At 39.3% G+C, this 19,908-nt stretch carries 23 protein-coding genes and 1 other annotated feature; of the genes, 1 reads left to right on the top strand and 22 read right to left on the bottom strand.

Translation table 11 applies throughout. From position 1 onward, the window contains the following. Positions 1–80: 80 nt before the first annotated feature. The 22 genes from yjeM to polA all read right to left on the bottom strand — a co-directional run bounded on the left by yjeM (position 81) and on the right by polA (position 19,040). Entirely contained in the window at positions 81–1,571 is a 1,491-nt protein-coding gene (gene yjeM / locus H9564_RS08080; protein WP_191684984.1) for a glutamate/gamma-aminobutyrate family transporter YjeM, read from the bottom strand. Positions 1,572–1,797: 226 nt separating this feature from the next. Continuing rightward, on the bottom strand, positions 1,798–3,300 hold the full coding sequence (locus H9564_RS08075) for a HAMP domain-containing sensor histidine kinase (protein ID WP_191684983.1): 1,503 nt from the start codon (positions 3,298–3,300) through the stop codon (positions 1,798–1,800). 9 nt (positions 3,301–3,309) lie between these two features. Continuing rightward, the gene (locus H9564_RS08070) at positions 3,310–3,996 is read right to left on the bottom strand and encodes a response regulator transcription factor (RefSeq protein ID WP_182581632.1); all 687 of its coding nucleotides are present in this window, start codon (positions 3,994–3,996) and stop codon (positions 3,310–3,312) included. A 179-nt stretch (positions 3,997–4,175) separates the two neighbouring features. Beyond that, positions 4,176–4,355 (bottom strand): 50S ribosomal protein L32, encoded by a 180-nt coding sequence (rpmF, locus tag H9564_RS08065; RefSeq protein WP_182581633.1) that lies wholly within the window; start codon positions 4,353–4,355, stop codon positions 4,176–4,178. 52 nt (positions 4,356–4,407) lie between these two features. Next, the gene (locus tag H9564_RS08060) at positions 4,408–4,974 is read right to left on the bottom strand and encodes a YceD family protein (protein WP_191684982.1); all 567 of its coding nucleotides are present in this window, start codon (positions 4,972–4,974) and stop codon (positions 4,408–4,410) included. A 77-nt stretch (positions 4,975–5,051) separates the two neighbouring features. Then, entirely contained in the window at positions 5,052–6,194 is a 1,143-nt protein-coding gene (locus tag H9564_RS08055; RefSeq protein WP_191684981.1) for a nucleotidyltransferase, read from the bottom strand. A gap of 8 nt (positions 6,195–6,202) precedes the next feature. Further along, entirely contained in the window at positions 6,203–6,946 is a 744-nt protein-coding gene (locus H9564_RS08050; RefSeq protein ID WP_191684979.1) for a class I SAM-dependent DNA methyltransferase, read from the bottom strand. Further along, positions 6,946–7,302 (bottom strand): ribosome silencing factor, encoded by a 357-nt coding sequence (rsfS, locus tag H9564_RS08045; protein ID WP_191684977.1) that lies wholly within the window; start codon positions 7,300–7,302, stop codon positions 6,946–6,948. Before rsfS ends, H9564_RS08050 begins: the two co-directional genes overlap by 1 nt. Then, a complete protein-coding gene (gene yqeK / locus H9564_RS08040) occupies positions 7,303–7,920 on the bottom strand; it encodes a bis(5'-nucleosyl)-tetraphosphatase (symmetrical) YqeK (protein ID WP_191684976.1) in 618 nt (205 codons plus the stop codon). Beyond that, complete coding sequence (locus H9564_RS08035) at positions 7,913–8,563, bottom strand: nicotinate-nucleotide adenylyltransferase (protein ID WP_191684974.1); 651 nt, start codon at positions 8,561–8,563, stop codon at positions 7,913–7,915. Before H9564_RS08035 ends, yqeK begins: the two co-directional genes overlap by 8 nt. A 15-nt stretch (positions 8,564–8,578) precedes the next feature. Next, positions 8,579–8,890, bottom strand: coding sequence for a ribosome assembly RNA-binding protein YhbY (yhbY, locus tag H9564_RS08030; protein ID WP_191684973.1), 312 nt, complete (start codon positions 8,888–8,890; stop codon positions 8,579–8,581). A gap of 14 nt (positions 8,891–8,904) precedes the next feature. Then, positions 8,905–10,032, bottom strand: a complete 1,128-nt coding sequence (gene yqeH, locus H9564_RS08025; RefSeq protein ID WP_191684971.1) for a ribosome biogenesis GTPase YqeH — start codon at positions 10,030–10,032, stop codon at positions 8,905–8,907. Continuing rightward, positions 10,025–10,555, bottom strand: coding sequence for a YqeG family HAD IIIA-type phosphatase (locus H9564_RS08020; RefSeq protein WP_191684969.1), 531 nt, complete (start codon positions 10,553–10,555; stop codon positions 10,025–10,027). The genes yqeH and H9564_RS08020 overlap by 8 nt, the downstream gene beginning before the upstream one ends. Positions 10,556–10,705: 150 nt before the next feature. Next, the gene (gene rplT, locus H9564_RS08015; RefSeq protein ID WP_003717274.1) at positions 10,706–11,059 is read right to left on the bottom strand and encodes a 50S ribosomal protein L20; all 354 of its coding nucleotides are present in this window, start codon (positions 11,057–11,059) and stop codon (positions 10,706–10,708) included. A 42-nt stretch (positions 11,060–11,101) separates the two neighbouring features. Continuing rightward, positions 11,102–11,299: a 50S ribosomal protein L35 gene (rpmI, locus tag H9564_RS08010; protein ID WP_007123449.1), complete on the bottom strand. Its 198-nt coding sequence runs from the start codon at positions 11,297–11,299 to the stop codon at positions 11,102–11,104. A 25-nt stretch (positions 11,300–11,324) separates the two neighbouring features. Beyond that, on the bottom strand, positions 11,325–11,837 hold the full coding sequence (infC, locus tag H9564_RS08005) for a translation initiation factor IF-3 (RefSeq protein ID WP_003717273.1): 513 nt from the start codon (positions 11,835–11,837) through the stop codon (positions 11,325–11,327). 42 nt (positions 11,838–11,879) lie between these two features. Further along, positions 11,880–12,009 (bottom strand) — a sequence feature (ribosomal protein L20 leader region). Positions 12,010–12,065: 56 nt separating this feature from the next. After that, positions 12,066–13,016: a primosomal protein DnaI gene (gene dnaI / locus H9564_RS08000; RefSeq protein ID WP_191684968.1), complete on the bottom strand. Its 951-nt coding sequence runs from the start codon at positions 13,014–13,016 to the stop codon at positions 12,066–12,068. Next, positions 13,013–14,401 (bottom strand): replication initiation and membrane attachment family protein, encoded by a 1,389-nt coding sequence (locus H9564_RS07995; RefSeq protein ID WP_191684966.1) that lies wholly within the window; start codon positions 14,399–14,401, stop codon positions 13,013–13,015. The genes dnaI and H9564_RS07995 overlap by 4 nt, the downstream gene beginning before the upstream one ends. Positions 14,402–14,418: 17 nt before the next feature. Further along, the gene (gene nrdR / locus H9564_RS07990; protein ID WP_191684964.1) at positions 14,419–14,883 is read right to left on the bottom strand and encodes a transcriptional regulator NrdR; all 465 of its coding nucleotides are present in this window, start codon (positions 14,881–14,883) and stop codon (positions 14,419–14,421) included. Positions 14,884–14,925: 42 nt separating this feature from the next. After that, complete coding sequence (gene coaE / locus H9564_RS07985) at positions 14,926–15,531, bottom strand: dephospho-CoA kinase (protein WP_191684962.1); 606 nt, start codon at positions 15,529–15,531, stop codon at positions 14,926–14,928. Next, entirely contained in the window at positions 15,524–16,366 is an 843-nt protein-coding gene (gene mutM, locus H9564_RS07980) for a DNA-formamidopyrimidine glycosylase (protein ID WP_191684960.1), read from the bottom strand. The genes coaE and mutM overlap by 8 nt, the downstream gene beginning before the upstream one ends. Positions 16,367–16,379: 13 nt before the next feature. Further along, positions 16,380–19,040 carry a DNA polymerase I gene (gene polA, locus H9564_RS07975; protein WP_191684959.1) on the bottom strand — a complete coding sequence of 887 codons (2,661 nt, stop codon included), beginning with the start codon at positions 19,038–19,040 and terminating at the stop codon, positions 16,380–16,382. A gap of 121 nt (positions 19,041–19,161) precedes the next feature. Between polA and H9564_RS07970 the strand changes: the two genes are divergently transcribed. Continuing rightward, positions 19,162–19,827, top strand: coding sequence for a YoaK family protein (locus H9564_RS07970; protein WP_225209623.1), 666 nt, complete (start codon positions 19,162–19,164; stop codon positions 19,825–19,827). The last annotated feature ends 81 nt before the right edge of the window (positions 19,828–19,908 follow it).

Below are 19,908 nucleotides of genomic sequence, written 5' to 3'. Positions count from 1 at the left end.
AGTGAGTATACAAAAAATGCAGGAAAACCGACAATTTTAAACCGCCGATTTCCTACATTTTACAGCCGCCCTCTACATTATTATGCGCGAGCATGTTTTGACGTGTAATCATAGAGAATCCAGGCAACAATTCCAAAGAAGATTGGTCCAATCGCTGTCCAGAAAGCAGTTTGGAAGTCACGATCCAAGATTGGTTGGATACAAGTAAAGATGATTCCTAAGCAAACAATAATTTCAACAAACCATACCAACATCTTTGTCCAGAAACGGTTCTTGAAAACAACAAAGTCATGCGGAATATTCTTCCGCTGGAATGCTGGGAAGGCCCCAACCAAGAAAATGTAAGGAGCACAAGTAGAAACATTCCCCATATCAGTTAAGATTTGGTAAAAGCTTGCAGCAGCAGAGCCACCAAAGGCAACCAGGAAGATAATTATTGAAACAATAATTGCTTGGATCCACATTGCAAAGGCTGGCATCCCATGCTGGTTTAACTTTGTAACTCGGGCAGGCCATAAATCAGGATTAGATCCCATAATAAACGACTTAATTGGTGTATATACAAGGACGAACATTGCACCAAGCATTCCCATCATCCCGGCAAGGGCAATTAGCCGTGTGAATAGATCACCCAAGAAGAGGTTTACTCCATGACTAAGGCCAAGGGAAACACCCATCATATAGCCCAAACGGTGGAATACAACATAAGTAACGTTCCCAAGATTAACACTTGATTTGGCAATTACCTGGTTGTAATTAACACTAAACCCGGTCATTACAATCATTAACACGTAACTACCAATGGTCAAAATTGCCCCAATTGTTAATCCTCTAGGGAAAGTTCTGGAGGGGTTCTTCATACTATCAGTAACACCACCAAGGTTCTCCATTCCGGCATATGCGAAAATGGCGTAAACAACAAACGAAATAATTGCAATTGGTGTTTGGAACGATAGGTTAGGCGAAACAAAGAATGTCTTTAAACCATGAATAGGTTGTGCTGGCACACCATGGTTAGCAATAATTGTAACTAAACTAGCAAAAATAAAAATGAAGTTCATCGCAATCATAAACGCACCACCAAAAGAACTAATCTTGGTAATCCCATTAATTCCTCGTGAACTCAACCAGGTAACAATAATGACAAAGATAATTGCTAAAACCCCAATTAGTTGAGTTGAACCAAGGGAGCCAATATGCCAACTTTGGGTAGTATCTCGACCAAAGAGCAGTGCGGATAAGGTAATCCAAAGTCGAGAAGCACTTGAAACTAACCATAAGACCCAACTTGCAAGCCAAATGAAGGTCCCGATAAATGCCAGTTTCTCCCCAATTGAACCAGCTAACCAGGAATAAATTCCCCCCTTAGCCTCATTAAATGCTGAACCATATTCAGCCATCATTAGGCAACATGGGAAAAAGAAACAAATCCCACCAACAATATACCAAAACATTCCTGCGTATGACATCTGAGCATAAGCAATTGAGACATTTCCAAATCCATAAATAGTGGAAATAATCATCAAAACTAGCGTCGGCGTCTTAATTAACTTTTTCTTTTCCGTCGCCACGGATCTTCAACTCCTTATTCCAATTCCTTAAAAATATTAAGTTATCCGCTTACATTATAAGCCTAAATTAAGTTCTTTTGTGCAAATGATGTTAATTTTGCTCAAAAATTAGCTTTTAATCAAACGAATTGAGTTAGGAACATTATAAAAAGCACCAAACAAAGAATGGAAACCAAAGTTATTTACCACTTCAGTCACATTTTTCGTTTGGTGCTCAAACCTATATTTAGTTTTTATCTTCTGCGCTAGTGTCAGCTTTCCCTAAATCATCTTCCTCAACAATCGGTAAGATAATCCGAAAAATTGAACCAGCTCCTAATGAACTCTCAAGAGCAATCGAACCATGGTAACCCTCAATTAACCGTTTGGCAATCGAAAGGCCTAACCCATTGCCACCCTTTTTTCTACTTCGTGCCTTATCAACCCGGTAGAAACGATCAAAAACCTTTTTTACATCCTCAGGAGCAATTCCTTCACCGAAATCTTGAACTCCAATTTCAACCGTACTCATTCCCCGAGAAAGGGATATATGGACTTCCTTTCGTTCTTGCGAATACTTAATCGCGTTATCACAAAGGATTACTAATACCTGTTCTAGATGGTCACGGTAAATATTGCTAATAACCGGTGAGTGAAGATCGTCATCCAACGTAAAAGTAAATTCAGGATAAAGCATTTTGAAATTATTGAATACCTGGTGAACAACATCATTAACAACTGTTCGCTGGTTACGAAAATTAATTTCAACTTGCTCAGCACGACTTAAATCAAGCATTTCCTGAACCAAATTCTTCATCCGCTTAGTCTCAGCGAGGGACGCCGCTAATGAATCATCTAATACTTTTAGATCATCCTTCCCCCAACGTTGCAGCATTTCCAAATGTCCCTGAATGATTGCGACGGGTGTCCGCAGTTCATGACTAACATCGCCAACAAACTGTGACTGTTGATCGATATATCGCTGCATCCGGTCAAGCATTTCATTAAACATCGCTGTTAACTCTGCTAATTCATCATTTCTCCCGGTAACTGGTACCCGGATACTCTTTGTTGGATCCTTACTAATTTCCTTAACCGTATCATGAATATCTCCTAACGGCTGCAAGAGGAAGTACGACAAGAAATAACCTAATAACCCACTGGTCAGGACTACTAGAAGCATCGCAAAAAAGCAGACTAACTTAAATTGATTATAACTCTTATAATACGCATTTAGCTTATTCTCAACTTGTAAATAACCAATTAAGCGATGATCCTGACGAGAATAAATTGCCTGAGTACCAGCAAGAACATTATGACTAGGTCCCTTAACTTCTCTTACTTGCTTGTCCTTTGAAAGTTGAACATGACTTAAGGACTCCCCAGTGCTAAAAATATTCTGTTTTTGTGGATTATAGATATTAACAATTAAATGAGAATCACTTAATTCTTGAATAATCGGTCGTCTATAACGCTGACCACTAATAAAATTATCCCGTTCTCGATCAGGAATAATAATATTACTAATCTGTGCTCGATCCAGTGTTGTATCACTTCGCCCTAACCGCTGGCTAATCACATTCATCCCAGAACCTAGCAATTCACGTTCAGAGTGTAAAAGGTTCTGGGTAAAGGCACTGAATAATGACATCGCCACAATACAGAAAATTAGGAAGGAACCAACCGAAGTCCCTAAAGCCCACTTTAGTTTTAAGGAGAAAAATTTCTTTTGCTTCTTCGCTTTTTCCATTAGTCAATCCTAGGAACGAATAACGTATCCTGTGCCCCGAACTGTTTGAATGTAGCTCTTTTCACCAGGGCGATCAATCTTATTCCGGAGGTAACGAATATAAACATCAACAACGTTCGTTTCCACCTTAGAATCGTAACCCCAGACCTTACTCAAAAGATCTTTTCGTGACATTACAACATTGATATTTTCCATTAGGATTAAAAGTAGTTCATATTCTCGTTTCGTAAGGTTAATAACTTCATCCCCACGACGAACTACCCGGTTTTCTTTTTCAATTGTTAAATCTTTATATTGGACAGTTGTCTGGTGCTCCTTATTACTACTGTCCTCGATATTAATCCGCCGCAATAGAGCACGAACCCGGGCCAAAAGTTCTTCAATAGCAAATGGCTTTACAATATAGTCATCAGCACCATGATCAAAACCAGATACCCGATCAATTACAGAGTCACGAGCCGTCATAATAATAATTGGGGTATTTTTCATTTCCCGAACTCGTCGTGCAACTTCAATTCCATTTAATTCCGGTAGCATTAAATCAAGCAAGATCAGATCAAAATCCTGATTAAGTGCTGCTTGTAAACCGGCACGTCCATCTAATTCAACATCTGTCTCGTACCCCTCATGTTTGAGTTCCATTTCGACAAACTTTGCTAAATTTTCTTCGTCCTCAATAATTAAGATTCGACTCATTGATTTCACCTACACAATTAATTGTTATTTCGTACATTAATAAAACACAATAATTTTATCACAATTTTCTAATAAACCCTAGCGTTAATATGATAGTGTTTTAAGTTACGCATTAAATTTTAAAAAAAGAAAAAGACCCTTTCAGGTCCGGCGCCTAAGAAAAGGTCTTTTTTGGTTATTTAGTTGTTAGTGTTAACAACTTGCTTACCGTCGTAGTAGCCACAATTTGGACATACCATGTGTGACTTGCGAAGTTCACCACAGTTTGGGCAAGGTGCAAGACCAGGTACACTTAACTTAATGTGACCCCGACGCATACGCTTCTTAGTCTTTGAAGTCTTCCGTGCTGGAACAGCCATGTTTGACACCTCCTAAGAAATTAATTATCCACAAATGGTTGTTAACCGTCCGCTACTTTTTTTCATCCTGATCAGGAAATAGTTTTTTCAACTTAGCGAGACGTGGATCAACTTTTTTAGCATTCTGCTGATTAGCTTTATAGTCATCTTCGGTGATAACTTCCCAGCCTTTCCCGTTTGGTAATGACTTACCATTACGTTCATCATCAGAAAGAACTCGCAACGGAATCTGCTCAACAATGTTTTCAGCAACGGCTTCGTTGAAATCAATCTTCTCACCGTGCTTTAAGACAAAGACAATCTCATCATTATCCTCGTCATCTTCATAACGAGAAAGGTGAGCTGGATCATCAATATATGTCTCAATAAACGAAAAATTAAGCGGTAACGCTACGGGTGTTAATGATCGACTAGAAGGTACAGTTACCATTGTCTCAACATGAGAATTAACGGTAACATCCCCCTGATCATAACTAACATATCCATCAACCTTAACTGGTTGAACAGCCAAGATGGTGTCCGGAAATGATGCTGTTAAGATCTTATTTAAATCGAGGGTTGTCTGAATGTGTAGCGGTTCATCTGAGTAACGATGTAACTCTGCTATTGACCATTTCATCGTCATAACCTCCTAATGCAACAAGCACAATTATACTAGTCACAAAATTGCTTGTCAATGTTTTATCCTTGACACTTTTAATTCGTTTTTTTAAGAATTACTGGCGCGTGTTTAACATCTTGTTCCACACCTGTAAACATTTGATACAACTTTCCAGCCCGATAGTCTAAGTTAACTAATCCATCATGTTCACTTTGGCTAATTTTCGTTAATAAGGGATATTGGACACTTTTCTTTATTTGGTGTAAATATTCACGCCCTTGTTCATTGAAGCCCAGAACATGAAGGTAAGGGTGGGTACTTGCTTGGGAAACTTGGTCATTGGTAATCTCCATTACGGTATACAAGCACACCCGCAGTAATCGAGAGTAAGTATAGCGTTTTGTTTTTACCCGGCGAATAAATCCAGAAAACGTCAATTCACGTTCTGCAGCTTCTCGATAACGATGCTCTAATCCCTCAGCCATTTGGTAAATCTGCTGAAGGTGTTCTAGCGGCGTCTGGATAAGAAAATTCCTTAATAAGGGGTAAAGTTGTTCCCAACCGGGTACACATTTGATTTTTTCAAGCAGATCTGCAGTTTGTTTAGGAACAACTTGGTCAATTGTTTCATGCTTACTAACCGCTTCACGAATTGCACTAGCACTCGCAATTGTTCCCTTAATCGTTTGGTCATGGTATTGGCTTCCTAGTCGGTTAATTGGGTGTAAGTGAATCGAATACTTATTTTTAAGTTTAGCCTTATAGTATGAAAAAGCCAAAATATCATTGGGATCCGTTAAACTATGTCCTGTCAAACTGCTCAGTTGTTGATTAAACTGGGTAGCATAAGTTGCATTAAATTTTTCAAACCCACGTTGACTAAAATGTTTTTCTGCTTCAACAAAGTTTGCAAAATCCCATAACGGATGCTCTGCACCAAAAACCACATCCGAAACCTGCAAATCATTTAATAACTCTAATGCCCCAGCCGCAAAACGGTGAGCTGGTTGAACAGCCATAAAGATAGGTAATTCAACTACCAAATCTACCCCATTTTGTAATGCTGCTTGCGTTCGTTGCCATTTATCAAGAATCGTGGGCTCACCACGTTGGGTAAAATTACCACTCATTACGGCAACCACTACATCAGCATTCGTAATTTTCCTAGCTTGTTCAATATGGTAAATATGACCATTATGAAAAGGATTATACTCGGTAACTAATCCAACTGCACGCATTCTACACCCTACTTCCGACACTTAAAGAACCACCGCTCGTCCTCATCAGTTGCTTTTTCCTGTCCAAAATTACTACTAATTTCAATTTGACTAAACCCAGCCATCTTTAATGAATCTTCTAGTTCTGACATTGAATAAGCTCGTTCAAAATGAGTTTCACCAACCCGTTGGTACTTTCCGTCGTTTAATTGATTGAAAAAAGTCAAATCATGGATCACCCCATGCTCAACATCATCATCCATAAAACTTCGCCACATAAATGCTCGCTGGTGATCATCATCTTCGTAATTATACATGTAGCCTGGATAGACAATATCAGTTTTATACGGGCTAATCATATCAAAGAGGAATATCCCATTAGCAGTTAAATGCTTGTAAACCTGCTGGAAAGTCGTCTGAACTGAAGAAAGATCCTCTAAATAGTTTAGTGAATCAGCATAACAAGTTATTAAATCGTACTTTGGCAAACGATTTAGATCGCGCATATCAGCTTCAATAAGTTCCAATTCAACACCAGCCTCATCGGCATGTTGACGTGCAAGACTTAGCATTTCAGAAGAAAAATCAGCAACCGTAACATTAACCCGCTTTTGAGCAAGCATGACAGCTAGACGTCCTGCGCCTCCTGCAAGATCTAAACACTTACCTGAAATAACAGTTTGACCCTGCTTTAACGTAAAATCAAGCCAGCGTTTGTACAGCTCCTGATCAAATAATTGATCATATAGTTGGGCAAAACTCTGGTAAATCATTAGTCATTAATCCAATCGTTAATATTAACCATAGGTGCATCTGACCATAACTTTTCCAAGTTATAGAAAGCTCGGGTTTCTTCACGAAAGACGTGAACAACAATATCGCCGAGGTCAATTAATACCCAGTGTGCATGGTTCTTCCCTTCAACACTTCCAATATTAACTTTTTCCTCGTGAGCCTTTTCAATAATAGCGTTAGCGATTGCTTGTACTTGACGATCGGAACCCCCGGTCATAATGACAAAGTAATCAGCCATCGGACTAATCTGGTCAACCTTTAAGGCAACAATATCTTCGGCCCGGCGACCGTCACCGGCCTTAACAGCCATTTCTAATAATTTTTTACTATCCATTTAATCTATCTTCCTTTCATACTTTGGTACCCAGGCATTGTAAGTTTCAATTGTCTTTGGATAAACTGGTTTATTATTTGCAATCAAGTATTGAAGAGTATGCTTAGTCTGGTAAGCGACACCAGCACCAAGATCAGTAGCAGTAATTTCGCGAGCTTTTTGAACCCCATCAAAATCACGGGCAGGTTCAATGTAGTCTGCCATATAAACAATTTGTTCTAGCTTACTCATGATCGCAGCACCAGTAGTATGGTGACGAACAGCATTTAGAATATCTTCATCCCAAATTCCTAATTCATCCTTTAACAATTCTGCTCCAACAACACCATGCCAGATCGCATTTCCATAGTTCAACAATTCAGGAGACATCTTTTTCTTCTTAATTACCTGAACGAAAACATCATCTGGTCGTTGCTTTGCATAGTCGTGACATAGGCCCGCAATACTTGCCTTTTCTAAATCAACTCCATTAGCCTTAGCAAGTTCAATGGCGGTTTTTTCAACCCTTAATACATGATTAAACCGCTTGGGCCGCAATGCGAGATGCAAACGTTCAACTAATTCATCCCGTGTTAACGGAATATAGTGTTTTTGGTATGTAATTACTTCTTTACTCATGATAAAGCCGGTGCTCCTTTATAAATTGTTCAACTTTTTCAGGAACCATATATTTAATCGATTGTCCTGTAGAAATTCGGTGGCGAATATCTGTTGAGCTAAAGGCAACTGTTGGAACATCAACCCAAATTACTGGATAATTTGTTTCATTCTGGGCTCCTTGACGTCGAACACCAACAAAATGGAACCGAGGCAATTTAACCAAATCGTTAATCCGGTGCCACTTAGGCAAGTAATCCACCATATCACCACCAATAATAAAGTAGTATTCCGTTAGTGGATTCTTATCTAAAAGATGTTTCATCGTGTCATAGGTATAACTAACACCACCACGTTCAAGTTCAGTTAGCTCAATGCCAAAATGTGGGTTACCTTTAATTGCCAGTTTCAACATTTCAACCCGCTTGTGGGCATCAATTGCCGTTTTTTTATCAACATGTGGCGGAATGAAATCAGGCATAAAATCAACCCGATTTAAGCATAATAAGGATTGAACCTGATCAGCTACTAATAGGTGCGCATTATGAATGGGGTTAAATGTTCCTCCATATAAGCCCACCCGTTGCCGTTGTTGACTATGAATTAATTTTGCTTGGGGCTCAGTAACTGTTTCCGTACTAGTTAAAACTCCACATTGTTGCAAAAGTCTCCACCTCAATTAGATCTTTTTTACCTTTGAAGATAATTCCCGAGCATCCTTATTCTTTGATTCTTTAAAAAGGACCAGTACCCGACCAATGATCTGAACAACTTGAATTTCAGTTTGGCTTTCAATAAAGTGCTGAACCTCTTTTGTGGTAACGTCAGCATTTTGAAGAATATTTACCTTAATTAATTCTCGGCGATCCAATGCTCCATCTAATTGATCAACCCAATTTTGAGTTAACCCTTCCTTACCAACCGCAAAGATTGGTTGAAGATGATTTGCTTGCGCCCTTAAAAATCGCTTTTGCTTTCCTCTTAATTCCATTCTGTACCTCTTTTTTAAATCATTGCCCGACGAACTAGACTTGAGACACCCTTTGGCACCCAAGCAGCAACTGTTGTTCCAGCTGGAACGGTAATCCACCCTAATCCTTCAAAAACAACATCACTCTTTTCAGTTAAATGAAATTCTTGACGTTCTAGTGGTGGAAAATCAGATAATTCATCTTTCGTTGGTGGTGTTAACAATTCACCATTATGTTTCTCGTAAAAACGATCAGCATTAGCTAGCTTTGTCCGGTGTAAAGGAAGATTATTATCAAAATAAGCAATTATTCCCGTATGAGGACCTGATAAATAATCAAACCGCGCTACACCACCCATAAAAATAGTCTGCCCCGAATCTAATTGGTAAGTTCGTGGCTTAATTTCCTTTTGTGGCGAAACATATTTCAAATCCTTAGCTGGTAAAACATGGGCCATTTGGTGTTGATGAATAATACCGGGAGTATCAATTAACTTTTGACCATCATCAAGTGGAATTTCAATCCGGTCCAATGTTGTTCCCGGAAAGCGGGAGGTCGTAATTAGTTCCTTAATTCCAGTTCGTTGCTTAATGATCTGGTTAATCAATGTTGACTTCCCAACATTTGTTACCCCTACAAAATAAACGTCACGTCCTTGACGATATTTATCGATCAATTCTAACAAATGGTCAATTTGGTGGTTCTTCTTTGCAGAAACAAGGACGGTATCAATTGGTCGCAAGCCAGCTAAATTAGCCTGTTGTCGTAACCAATCACGTAATTTTGAACGTCTTAATGAACGTGGAAGCAAGTCTTCCTTATTGCCCACAAGTAATACGGGATTAGAACCAACGAAACGGTGAAGTCCCGGAATAATACTCCCGTTAAAGTCAAAAATATCAACTACATAGACAATTAAGGCATCATCATCACGGATCTGGCCAAGAAGACGAAGGAAATCATCATCACTCAAGGAAACCGGAGCAATTTCATTATAGTGCCGGAGCCTAAAACACCGCTGACAATATAATTCATCACTCTCTAAGCCCTTTTCTAATGCCGATTGTGGTGTATATCCTGGTTCTGTTGGATCCGTGGTTTGAATCTTTGCCCCACAACCAATACACCGTAAATCATCAAGATTTTGCTTCTCTTCAGTCATTCAAATCCTCCTGCCATTTTAAATCTGGATAATGACGGTGTAAACTCCGCCATACATACTTTTCTAAGAACCGGTTCATTTTAGTCGTCCACTTATCTGTTTTGATAATCGGCTTAACTAAAATACTCCGAACCCCGGCCTGATGAGCAGCTAGCATATCCGTCATTAGTTGGTCGCCAACCATCACAACCTCATCCTTAGATAAGCCTAACTTCTTTCGTGCCCGAGTAATTCCGAAGCTTAAAGGTTTCAATGAACGGGACATAAATGGCAATTTCAAAGTCTCAACAGCCTTTGCTACCCGTTCCTTACTGTTATTAGAAATAACAATCAATGGGATCCCAGCATCCTCTAATTCTGCCATCCATTGGTGTAATTCCGGTGTTCCTTCTGGGTTATTCCAAGCAATTAAAGTATTATCTAAATCACTAAAAACAGCACGAATGCCATGAGCTTTTAATTGTTCGGGAGAAACCGAATAAATACTCTTTACCATCCATGTTGGTTTAAACTCTTCTAACAACGTTGTACCTCTCAAATAATTACTATCATTCTAATTATAACGATTATTTCGCTTATCTGCTACTTTTTAACGTCTCGATAACAAGAGAAAATAAAAAAGCAACGATCCACTGGCTGCTCACCAATGATCGTTGCTTCATTTTAAGAACTCTTAGTTAAGAGCCTTTTTTGCTTCATCAACGATTGCCTTAAATGCTTCAGCATCGTTAACAGCCAAATCAGCCAACATCTTACGGTTAATGTCAATGTTAGCTAACTTCAAACCGTGCATTAACTTGCTGTAGCTAATGTCATTCATACGTGCAGCAGCGTTAATCCGGGCAATCCAAAGTTCACGGAACTTACGCTTATTAACCTTCCGGTCACGGAAAGCATAAGTGTAGCTCTTCATTACTTGATCCTTAGCAGTCTTGAAAAGACGGTGCTTTGAACCACGGTAACCCTTTGCTAATTTCATAATGCGCTTACGACGTGCGCGCGTAACAGTTCCACCTTTAACTCGCATGTTGAATTCCTCCTACGTGTTTTTTCTTATTTCGAACGAAGTTTACTTAAATGGTAATAACTTCTTGTAACGTTTTACGTTGGACTTGTCCATCATGCTCAAGCCACGTAATTGACGACGTTGCTTCTTGGTCTTACCGTGGAAACGGTGGCTGGTGAATGAGTTAGCACTCTTGAATCCACCATTAGCAGTACGCTTAAAACGCTTTGCAGCGGCACGGTTAGTCTTCATCTTTGGCATAAGAAAAATTCCCTACTTTCTTAAATTAATTTTTTGCTTTATCAGCAGCTGGAGCAAGAGTTAAGAAAATACTCCGCCCTTCCATCTTTGGTCGTTGTACAACTGTTGCAATGTCCTCAGTTTCTTTGGCCATTCTTTCAATCATGTCACGACCGATATCCTTATGAGTGATAGCACGACCACGGAATCGTAAGGAAACACGAACCTTATCGCCCTTTTCGATAAATTTGCGAACACGCTTTAATTTAACATTAAAGTCATTTGTATCGATTGAAGGACTCAACCGAATTTCCTTAACCGTTACAGTCTTTTGCTTCTTTCGAGCTTCACGCTCTTTCTTTTGCATTTCGTAACGGTACTTTCCGTAATCCATGATCCGGGCAACAGCTGGCCGAGCCTTTGGAGCGACCAGAACTAAATCAAGGTTAGCATCTTCAGCTAATTGTAAAGCTTCACGCTTTGACTTGATTCCTAATTGTTCACCATCTTGACCAATAAGCCGTACTTCACGAGCACGAATACCGTTATTGACAATCATATCTTGAGCTATGGCAACGCACCTCCAATTTTATTAGCGAAAGATCAAGCAAAAAAGCGGAGTGCAATCTACACCCCGCTAATAATAAACAATCCCGAAATTGTTTTATTTAACTCGTCAGCCCGGCAATCCTTATCACCTAGGCGAGAAGCGGGTGCTCCTGCTTTTTCTTTCAACGCTATCTAGAATACTAAAGCATTCAGCTAATGTCAAGGGAAAGCACTAAAACTATTCAGATTTCTCCCCTTTTTCTCGTAAGTTAGCTCCAGCCATCTCATATTGACGTGAAAGAAATTTAATCCGCTCCATAATCCGACTTGCTTTTACTGGTTCAGAATCACCCTTGACGTTTACTGCTAGATGGTCCTGAAGTTCTGCCATTGAAAAGTTGGAACTAAAGAATGTCGGCAACTCCTCTTGCATCCGGTATTCCAAAATCACACCAAGAATATCATCACGAGCCCAAGTTGTCATTGCATCGGCGCCAATATCGTCAAGAACTAACACTGGTGCCTTCTTTACAGCATCTAGTTTTTGTCCTAAGTTATTGTTCTTAATTGAATTACGCATTTCAACTACAAAACTCGGAAAGTGCATCATCGTTGTCGCAACACCTTTTTGTCGTGCAAGTTCATTGGCGATTGCTCCCAGAAGGTAGGTCTTTCCAACACCAAAACGACCATAAAGATATAATCCCGGGCGAAAATCGCTCGCAGAATACTGTTCAACAAAGTCTAAGGCAGCATTTAAAGCCGCATTTCGCGTTTCGGTCTGGTGAGCATCATCAATGTAAAAGTGATCAAATGATGCATTACGAATAAACTTTGGCATATTAATTGATGATACTAACCGTTTGATATGGGCTTGGTGTTGCTGCTCAATTAACTTTTTAGTTGGAACATATGTCACATCGATCTGACCTGCATTAACAACTAATTGGGGAGAGTAACCAGGAGCTACTGTAGCCGTCCCTTTACTAATCAACTGCTTTTCATGGTAATATTCATAAAGTTTAGCCTCGCCACGATCAATTGCTTGTGGTGAAAGCCTCTGAGCATTTTTCTTCAGGAATGCGGCAACTTCTGGATCCTTAAGTACCTGGCTCATCATTTGCTTATAAGCAGGTTCAAAATTCTGCTGTTTCATAATCTCACTCATCGTTTTGCTTAATGACTTCATTTGCCATCATCCCCTTTAGAACCATTTATCTTTTTCCGCCTTGCCAACCGTTGACGAAGCTTATTCAACTGTTCCGGTGTCGATTTTTCACTCTTCTTTTCATCTTCTTTAGTCCAAGCTGGCATCTTCTCGCGAACGGTTACGGTCCGTTGACGGTAATAGTTTGCTGAACGTTTTGAGTGTTGTTGTGTTTTCTTATTGTTAAAGTTATGAATATGTTCCAAAGCTTCCTCAGCTGTTGCTACGCCTGCACGCATCCAGTTATTAGCAATTGCGTTAACATAATTTGCCTGAAGAGTTGAACGCCCGAGTGATGCAATTACATACCAAGAAAGGACATTCACTACTCCTGCATCTAGCTGCTGTTCTTGGATCAAGCTCCGAATTATTGCTCGCTCACCGGAAGTTACAAAGCCTCCCATTTGTTGTTTTAATTGTTGGAGAAAAGTAATCGGTGCGTAATACTTACATGTTTCAATCAATTGCTGCTCTTCTTGAGAAAAACTTGCTGATGATTTTGCTGCTTTTTCTGCCCCAACACTTTCTTTACTGGATTTTTTGGCATCGATTCGATACTTTTCGGCAATAATCTTTTTTAATCTCCGTGACTGAATTTTGTTTGTCGCTAGGTCTGTTGACTGGGTAAGCAACCGCGCCATCGTTGGTTCATCTATTCCATAAAGCTGGTGTTCAACCTGAATCAACTCCCGGTTAGCATCTAAATCAGTTTCAGTAATTGGTTGGTTTCTTAGCAATTGAACTAAAGTTGGCCAATCAAAATTGATAGAAGCTATTTTTTTCACCGGTTGTTTTTCGTCCACTAACGATTTCCGGGCAGAACTAATTTCCACTGGCAAATGGGTTATTTGCTGTTCGTCAACATGAAAAACATCAAAGAAATTATGCGTAATTTCTTTCAGAGAAGATTGAAAACCTTCTAACGTGTACCGATTTGCAAACTTTCTCAGTTCCTTAAAGCGACTTTCTCCAACAGCATCTAAGAGTAATACACTTAAAAGATTATCATTGATAAATTCAGTTGGCGTAATTGTTGGTTGAAGTTCATACACAAATAACTCACCAAGTTGGTCCATTTGGTGAAAAGTTCGTAACATTCCAACAGCCTCTAATCGTTGAACCGCTTCGGCTGCATCATGGCGTCCAGCATTTAATTGGATCAACAATTGTGATTGCAGCTGTCGCTCACTAATTACTGGTCTTTCATTCATTTGTGAGTGCAGTGCATGAAACATTGCAAAGGAAGTCGGGCCTAAAATTGGCTGGTAAAAAAGGTCAAAAACATTTTCATCAAAGTTTGACCACCGATAGCTAGCGGTAACAATATATCCAGCACTTGGATCAAATATTGATTTAGCTTCAGTCATTTTGGCCTCGTTCCCCTTTACTTTTTATCATTACTTTTCATCATTGATTCAAGTTCATTCATAAAGGCATCAACATCCTTAAACTGCCGATAAACACTCGCAAAGCGAATATAAGCAATCTCATCAACGTCTTTTAATTCTTGCATGACAAATTTACCAATAACTTGACTAGAAACCTCGTTTTCACCGAGACTACGAACTTCCTTTTCAATCTTATCAGTTACTTTGGTTAAACGCTCCATGCTGACAGGACGTTTTTCTGCTGATCTAACAATCCCATTCAGGATCTTTTGCCGACTAAATTCCTGACGCGTCCCGTCCTTTTTGATTACTAACAATGGGGTTTCTTCATACCGCTCAAAGGTAGTGAACCTGAAACCACAGTGAATACATTCACGACGACGCCTAATAAAAGTTCCGTCTTCACTTGGCCGACTGTCTACAACACGTGAACCATTTTTATGACAGTGTGGACAACGCAATTACCCTTCCTCCTTACTTACTCATAAATAAGTTTCATTTTATCATAACTTATGATGGTGCATTTGATCAATCAAGTTGGCAACCTGCCGTTTTAATTCATCCCGGTTACCACTATTATCAATTACAATATCAGCCAGCCTCTTTTTCTTTGCTAACGACATCTGCGAATTAATCCGTTGCTCTGCTTCAAACTGCGAATAATCGTTTCGTTGCATCAAACGCTGAAGTTGCGTTTGTCGATCAACTGCTACCACTATAACCAGATCACAGTCATTAGCATAATTAGCTTCAAATAGTAATGGAATATCAAGAATAACATACGGAATATGCTGCTTTTGATAATGCTTTATTTGCCGCCATATTTCATCATAAATTAATGGTTGCATCACCATATTCAATTTATTGAGCTTCTTTTGATCATTAAAAACAAAGGATCCTAAAACTTGCCGATTTAATGTTTGATCAGGATTAAGAATTTGTTTACCAAATACCGTAATTAATTGCTCTAGTCCTTTCGAATGAGCAGCTTGTAATTGGCGGGTAATTTGATCCGCATCAATTATGGGGTAACCACTTAACCTTAATAGGTTACTAACAGTTGATTTACCGCTTGCAATTCCTCCGGTCAGTCCTATTATCTTAGTCATTTTTATTCTCCAATAATGGCTGACAGTGAGGGCAGAAAGTTGTTCCACGTTGGTTTACCTTAATCTTAACCATTTTCGTTCCACAACGCGGACAACGATCGCCACTGCGACCATATGCATTTAATTGTTCTTGGAAAGCCCCTGCATCACCAAATGCATTTTTAAATGTATGGACTGTTGTTCCCTTATATTTAGTTGCCGTTGCTAATTCTTTAATAATATTGTCATGAAGAACTTGAATTTGATCCTTCGTTAAGGTATTGGCCGGCTGTTCAGGATTTATTTCACTCATCCAAAGGACTTCATCAACATAGATGTTGCCTAACCCAGCAACATGCCGTTGGTTAAGCAAAAATGGTTTTATTTTTCCGCGACTACGCCGTAAAATCTTTTCGAAGTAGTCAAGCTTAAAATCTGCAGCAGTTGGTTCAGGGCCGATTGTTTTCAACCCACCAACCGTCATTTCCTCACCAGTTTTCACTAACGTCATTCGACCAAACTTTCGGGTATCCCGATAACAAAGCTCTGTTCCGTCAGTAAATTTAAAAACGACATGAGTATGTTTATCAATTGGAGCGTTTACAGGTTGAGTATAGTAGCTTCCTTCCATCCGTAAATGAGAAACCATTGTCAAATCATTGCTAAAACGAAAGAGGAGGTATTTACCGCGACGATCAATTGTTTCAATAGTCTGCCCAATTAACGATTGGCGAAATTCTTCAACATCATTCGTAATCGTTTTACCATAATGGACATCAATCCCATTTATTTTTCGATCAGCTGCAATCTTCAGCAAGCCACGACGGACTGTTTCAACTTCCGGTAATTCAGGCATTTTAACTACCTCCCTACTTTTTTAAATCATACCAAGTATCACCATATTTACTATCAACCTTTAGGGGAACAGAAAGTTTCACAGCAGAATCCATTACATCTGGAACTAGTTTACTCAATACCGGAATTTCTTCCTTTGGCGCCTCGAAGACCAATTCGTCATGAATTTGAAGCAACATTTTAGTCTTTAAATGATGCTTTTCAAGTTCGTCCTGCATTTTAATCATGGCAATCTTAATGATATCTGCAGCACTTCCTTGAATTGGGGTGTTCATTGCTGTCCTTTCAGCAAATGATCGCCGACTAAAGTTTTTAGCATTAATGTCTGGTAAGTAGCGACGACGGTGAGTGATCGTTTCAACGTAGCCATGTTCTCGGGCAAATTCAATTGTATCGTGAATGTAGTCCTTTACTTTAGGAAATTCCTTAAAGTAACTTTGGATAAATTCATGTGCCTGACTCCGACTAACATGGATCCGTTGGGCCAATCCATAGTCACTAATCCCGTAAACAATTCCGAAGTTAACTGCCTTAGCGCGCCGCCGCATATTTCGGTCAATTTTTTCTTCAGGCTTTAAGTGAAAGATCCGGCGAGCAGTACTTGCGTGGATATCTTCACCGTTTTTAAAGTCCTCCTGAAGGTTATGGTCTCCCGTAATATGGGCAAGAACCCGCAATTCAACTTGTGAATAATCAGAGGAGAAGATTTGCCATCCATCATGACTAGGAACAAATGCCCGACGAATTCGCCGTCCTTCAGGTAACCGAACCGGAATATTTTGTAAGTTTGGATCAACGGATGATAGCCGCCCTGTTTGGGTCAAGGTTTGAAGGTAGCGAGTATGGATCTTCTGGTCGCTAGAATGAATTACCTTCAGTAATCCCTTAATATATGTCGATTGTAACTTTGAAATTTGTCGGTATTGAAGGATATTTTCAACAATTGGTGCTTGCGGAGCTAACTTTTCAAGAACGTCAACAGCTGTTGAATACCCAGTTTTTGTCTTCTTAATTACGGGTAACTTCAATTTTTCAAAGAGGATTTGGCCAAGTTGCTTCGTGGAATTAATATTAAATTCTTCCCCGGCTTCCTGGTAAATCTGTTCCTTGATTTCGGCCAATCGCTCAGTTAATTTACTCCCCATGTTCTTTAACGTTTGCGCATTAACATGCACACCAGTAATTTCCATCTTTGCTAATACATGAGTTAGGGGTAATTCAATATCAGTATAAAGTGGTAATTGTTCATTTTCATCTAATTGCTTAAATAGTTGTGAACGCAATTTTTCAATCGCCCGTGCTTTATTAGCAAGGTGTTTGAAGAATGTCTCATCCTCATCCGGAATTGACCGTTTAACCCCTTTGCCATAAACTTCCTCATCAGTTTGTACATCGGTATATTCATGCTCATGGGCGAGTTTTCCTAGATCATTACTATTATCATTTGTATTCAAAAGGTAGGATGCTAAAAGTAAGTCAAAATCAATTCCCTTTAACTCAAGTCCTAGACGATTCAAGCCAACAATTTGGGCCTTTGCATTAAAGACATCCTTCTTAATATCCGAATCAGCAAGCCATTTTTGAACTTGCTTTGTCTTTAATAGTTCTGGATCACGACTTACCAACCATTGCTCCCCGTTGCCAAGAACAAATCCAGCAAAAGGTGATGTATGGTAATTAGCATCAGGCATTTCCAAGTAAAAACTTCCCCGATCACCTAATTGTGTCACAAGCTCCAGATTATCAGCAGTTAATTCTGTATATTTAATTGGGGCAATTTCCACTTTCTGTTCATCTGGCAGAACATTCATCTTCTTTAGGAAAGAACGGAAATCCATTTTCTGGTAAAAATCAATTAACTTTTCTGTTTGGGGACCATTATATTTCAGATCGGCTAATTTAATATCAATTGGTGCATCACGCAAAATTGTTGCCAGCGTTTTACATTGTCGGGCAACTTCCTCTTCTTCAACGAGGTGTTCTTTCATTTTGCTCTTTTTCAGTTGATCAATATTTTCATAAATACCTTCAACGGAACCAAATTGTTTCACCAACTTAATTGCTGTTTTTTCACCAATTTTAGTAACGCCAGGATAATTATCCGAGCTATCTCCCATTAACGCCTTCATATCAATAATTTGGGTTGGTGTAATCCCTAGTTTCTCCTTCACATGTTCAGGCGTATAATGTTCAGTGTCGGTAACCCCCTTATGGGTAACAGCAACGGTAGTGTGATCACTTGCTAATTGAGTTAAATCACGATCACCTGTGACAATTAAGGTTTCATAGCCGGCTTCATCTCCCTCTCTTGCAAGGGTACCAATGATATCGTCAGCTTCATAATCTTTTAATTCATAACTATGCAGTCCACTATCCCTTACTAATTCACGAACATAGGGAAGCTGTTCAGTTAGTTCTTCTGGAGTTTTGTTTCGTCCGCCCTTATAATCGGCATACATTTTAGTTCGAAAAGTAACCTTTCCAGCATCAAAGGCTACCAAAGCTGCATCAGGATGGAAATTTCCCAAAACATGATCAAGCATTAACTTAAAGCCATAAATCGCTGCAGTATGCAGACCATCCTTATTAGTAAACTTATCAATCTGGTTATGCATCGCAAAAAATGCCCGAAAAACAATGCTGTTACCGTCAATCAATAATAATTGCTTTGCCATTTAATTACCGCTCCTTCTTTTATTCTTAATAAATTGTACCAAAAATTAGACACCACCGTTAGTTTATCGCTCGTGGATTCAAGGATACTATAAGGAGTCTTGTCATCAAAGAAGAGATCTCTTGTATAAACTACTTAACATTCACCACGCTGAAGAAGCACGCCTGTTTGCAATCATCATGACCTTTTGCGGGGGCTTTCTCGATGCCTTTACTTATATTCAATGTGGGCACACACTCGCAGCAGCGCAAACCGGGAATATCGTCTTTCTCGCAGCTGCCCTTGTCAACCATAATGTCACTGGAATCATCGATCGTTGTGGGGCAATTATTCTTTATATTATTGGAATCATTATCGCAATTTGCTTTAAACATCACCTCAAATATTGGCAAATCTTCTGTCTCATTCCGATTTTACTAATTGGTATTCTAATTGGAGCAATGCCAGAAGATTTTCCAACTTACTTATCCGTTGGTCTAGTTTCTTTTGGCCTCGCATTAGTGAATACTGCTTTTAGTAAAATTGAAGGTTCAGGTTACAGTAGTGTATTTACTACCGGTAATATTAAAAAGTCAGTAGTTTTAGGAATGGAATATGTCTACCACCATAATAAAAGTGACTTAGGAGTTGCTTATAACTATTTTATTGTTGTACTAGCATTTACTTTAGGAGCAATCTCATCAGCGATCATCCAACCTTTTTTACGGATGAAAACTATTTGGGTAGCGGTTGTGATTATCCTCATAACTGATGTCTTTTACTACTACCAAAAGAGTCGTGAACATTAACGGTTAAATCATAACCACCCGTAAAACGGGTGGTTTGTACAACGGCTATAAGCCGATCAGAAAAGCCAGCGTCTCAAGGCG

Origin of the sequence: Limosilactobacillus avistercoris (assembly GCF_014836425.1) — a bacterium.
Classification (GTDB): domain Bacteria; phylum Bacillota; class Bacilli; order Lactobacillales; family Lactobacillaceae; genus Limosilactobacillus; species Limosilactobacillus agrestimuris.
Note: the sequence above shows the minus strand (reverse complement) of the source record. Positions and strands in the feature narration are given on the sequence as shown.

Bases quoted from the DNA above. Each gene is read 5' to 3' on its own strand.
- rpmI (WP_007123449.1), bottom strand. From the start codon at position 11,299: ATGCCAAAGATGAAGACTAACCGTGCCGCTGCAAAGCGTTTTAAGCGT.
- H9564_RS08055 (WP_191684981.1), bottom strand. From the start codon at position 6,194: ATGCGTGCAGTTGGATTAGTTACCGAGTATAATCCTTTTCATAATGGT.
- H9564_RS08070 (WP_182581632.1), bottom strand. From the start codon at position 3,996: ATGAGTCGAATCTTAATTATTGAGGACGAAGAAAATTTAGCAAAGTTT.
- rpmF (WP_182581633.1), bottom strand. From the start codon at position 4,355: ATGGCTGTTCCAGCACGGAAGACTTCAAAGACTAAGAAGCGTATGCGT.
- H9564_RS08050 (WP_191684979.1), bottom strand. From the start codon at position 6,946: ATGATTTACCAGAGTTTTGCCCAACTATATGATCAATTATTTGATCAG.
- infC (WP_003717273.1), bottom strand. From the start codon at position 11,837: ATGATTGTCAATAACGGTATTCGTGCTCGTGAAGTACGGCTTATTGGT.
- yqeK (WP_191684976.1), bottom strand. From the start codon at position 7,920: ATGAGTAAAGAAGTAATTACATACCAAAAACACTATATTCCGTTAACA.
- yhbY (WP_191684973.1), bottom strand. From the start codon at position 8,890: ATGGAATTAAGAGGAAAGCAAAAGCGATTTTTAAGGGCGCAAGCAAAT.
- yqeH (WP_191684971.1), bottom strand. From the start codon at position 10,032: ATGACTGAAGAGAAGCAAAATCTTGATGATTTACGGTGTATTGGTTGT.
- coaE (WP_191684962.1), bottom strand. From the start codon at position 15,531: ATGACTAAGATAATAGGACTGACCGGAGGAATTGCAAGCGGTAAATCA.
- H9564_RS08060 (WP_191684982.1), bottom strand. From the start codon at position 4,974: ATGAAATGGTCAATAGCAGAGTTACATCGTTACTCAGATGAACCGCTA.
- H9564_RS07995 (WP_191684966.1), bottom strand. From the start codon at position 14,401: ATGACTGAAGCTAAATCAATATTTGATCCAAGTGCTGGATATATTGTT.
- mutM (WP_191684960.1), bottom strand. From the start codon at position 16,366: ATGCCTGAATTACCGGAAGTTGAAACAGTCCGTCGTGGCTTGCTGAAG.
- rplT (WP_003717274.1), bottom strand. From the start codon at position 11,059: ATGCGAGTTAAAGGTGGAACTGTTACGCGCGCACGTCGTAAGCGCATT.
- dnaI (WP_191684968.1), bottom strand. From the start codon at position 13,016: ATGAAGTCATTAAGCAAAACGATGAGTGAGATTATGAAACAGCAGAAT.
- H9564_RS08075 (WP_191684983.1), bottom strand. From the start codon at position 3,300: ATGGAAAAAGCGAAGAAGCAAAAGAAATTTTTCTCCTTAAAACTAAAG.
- rsfS (WP_191684977.1), bottom strand. From the start codon at position 7,302: ATGGATAGTAAAAAATTATTAGAAATGGCTGTTAAGGCCGGTGACGGT.
- polA (WP_191684959.1), bottom strand. From the start codon at position 19,040: ATGGCAAAGCAATTATTATTGATTGACGGTAACAGCATTGTTTTTCGG.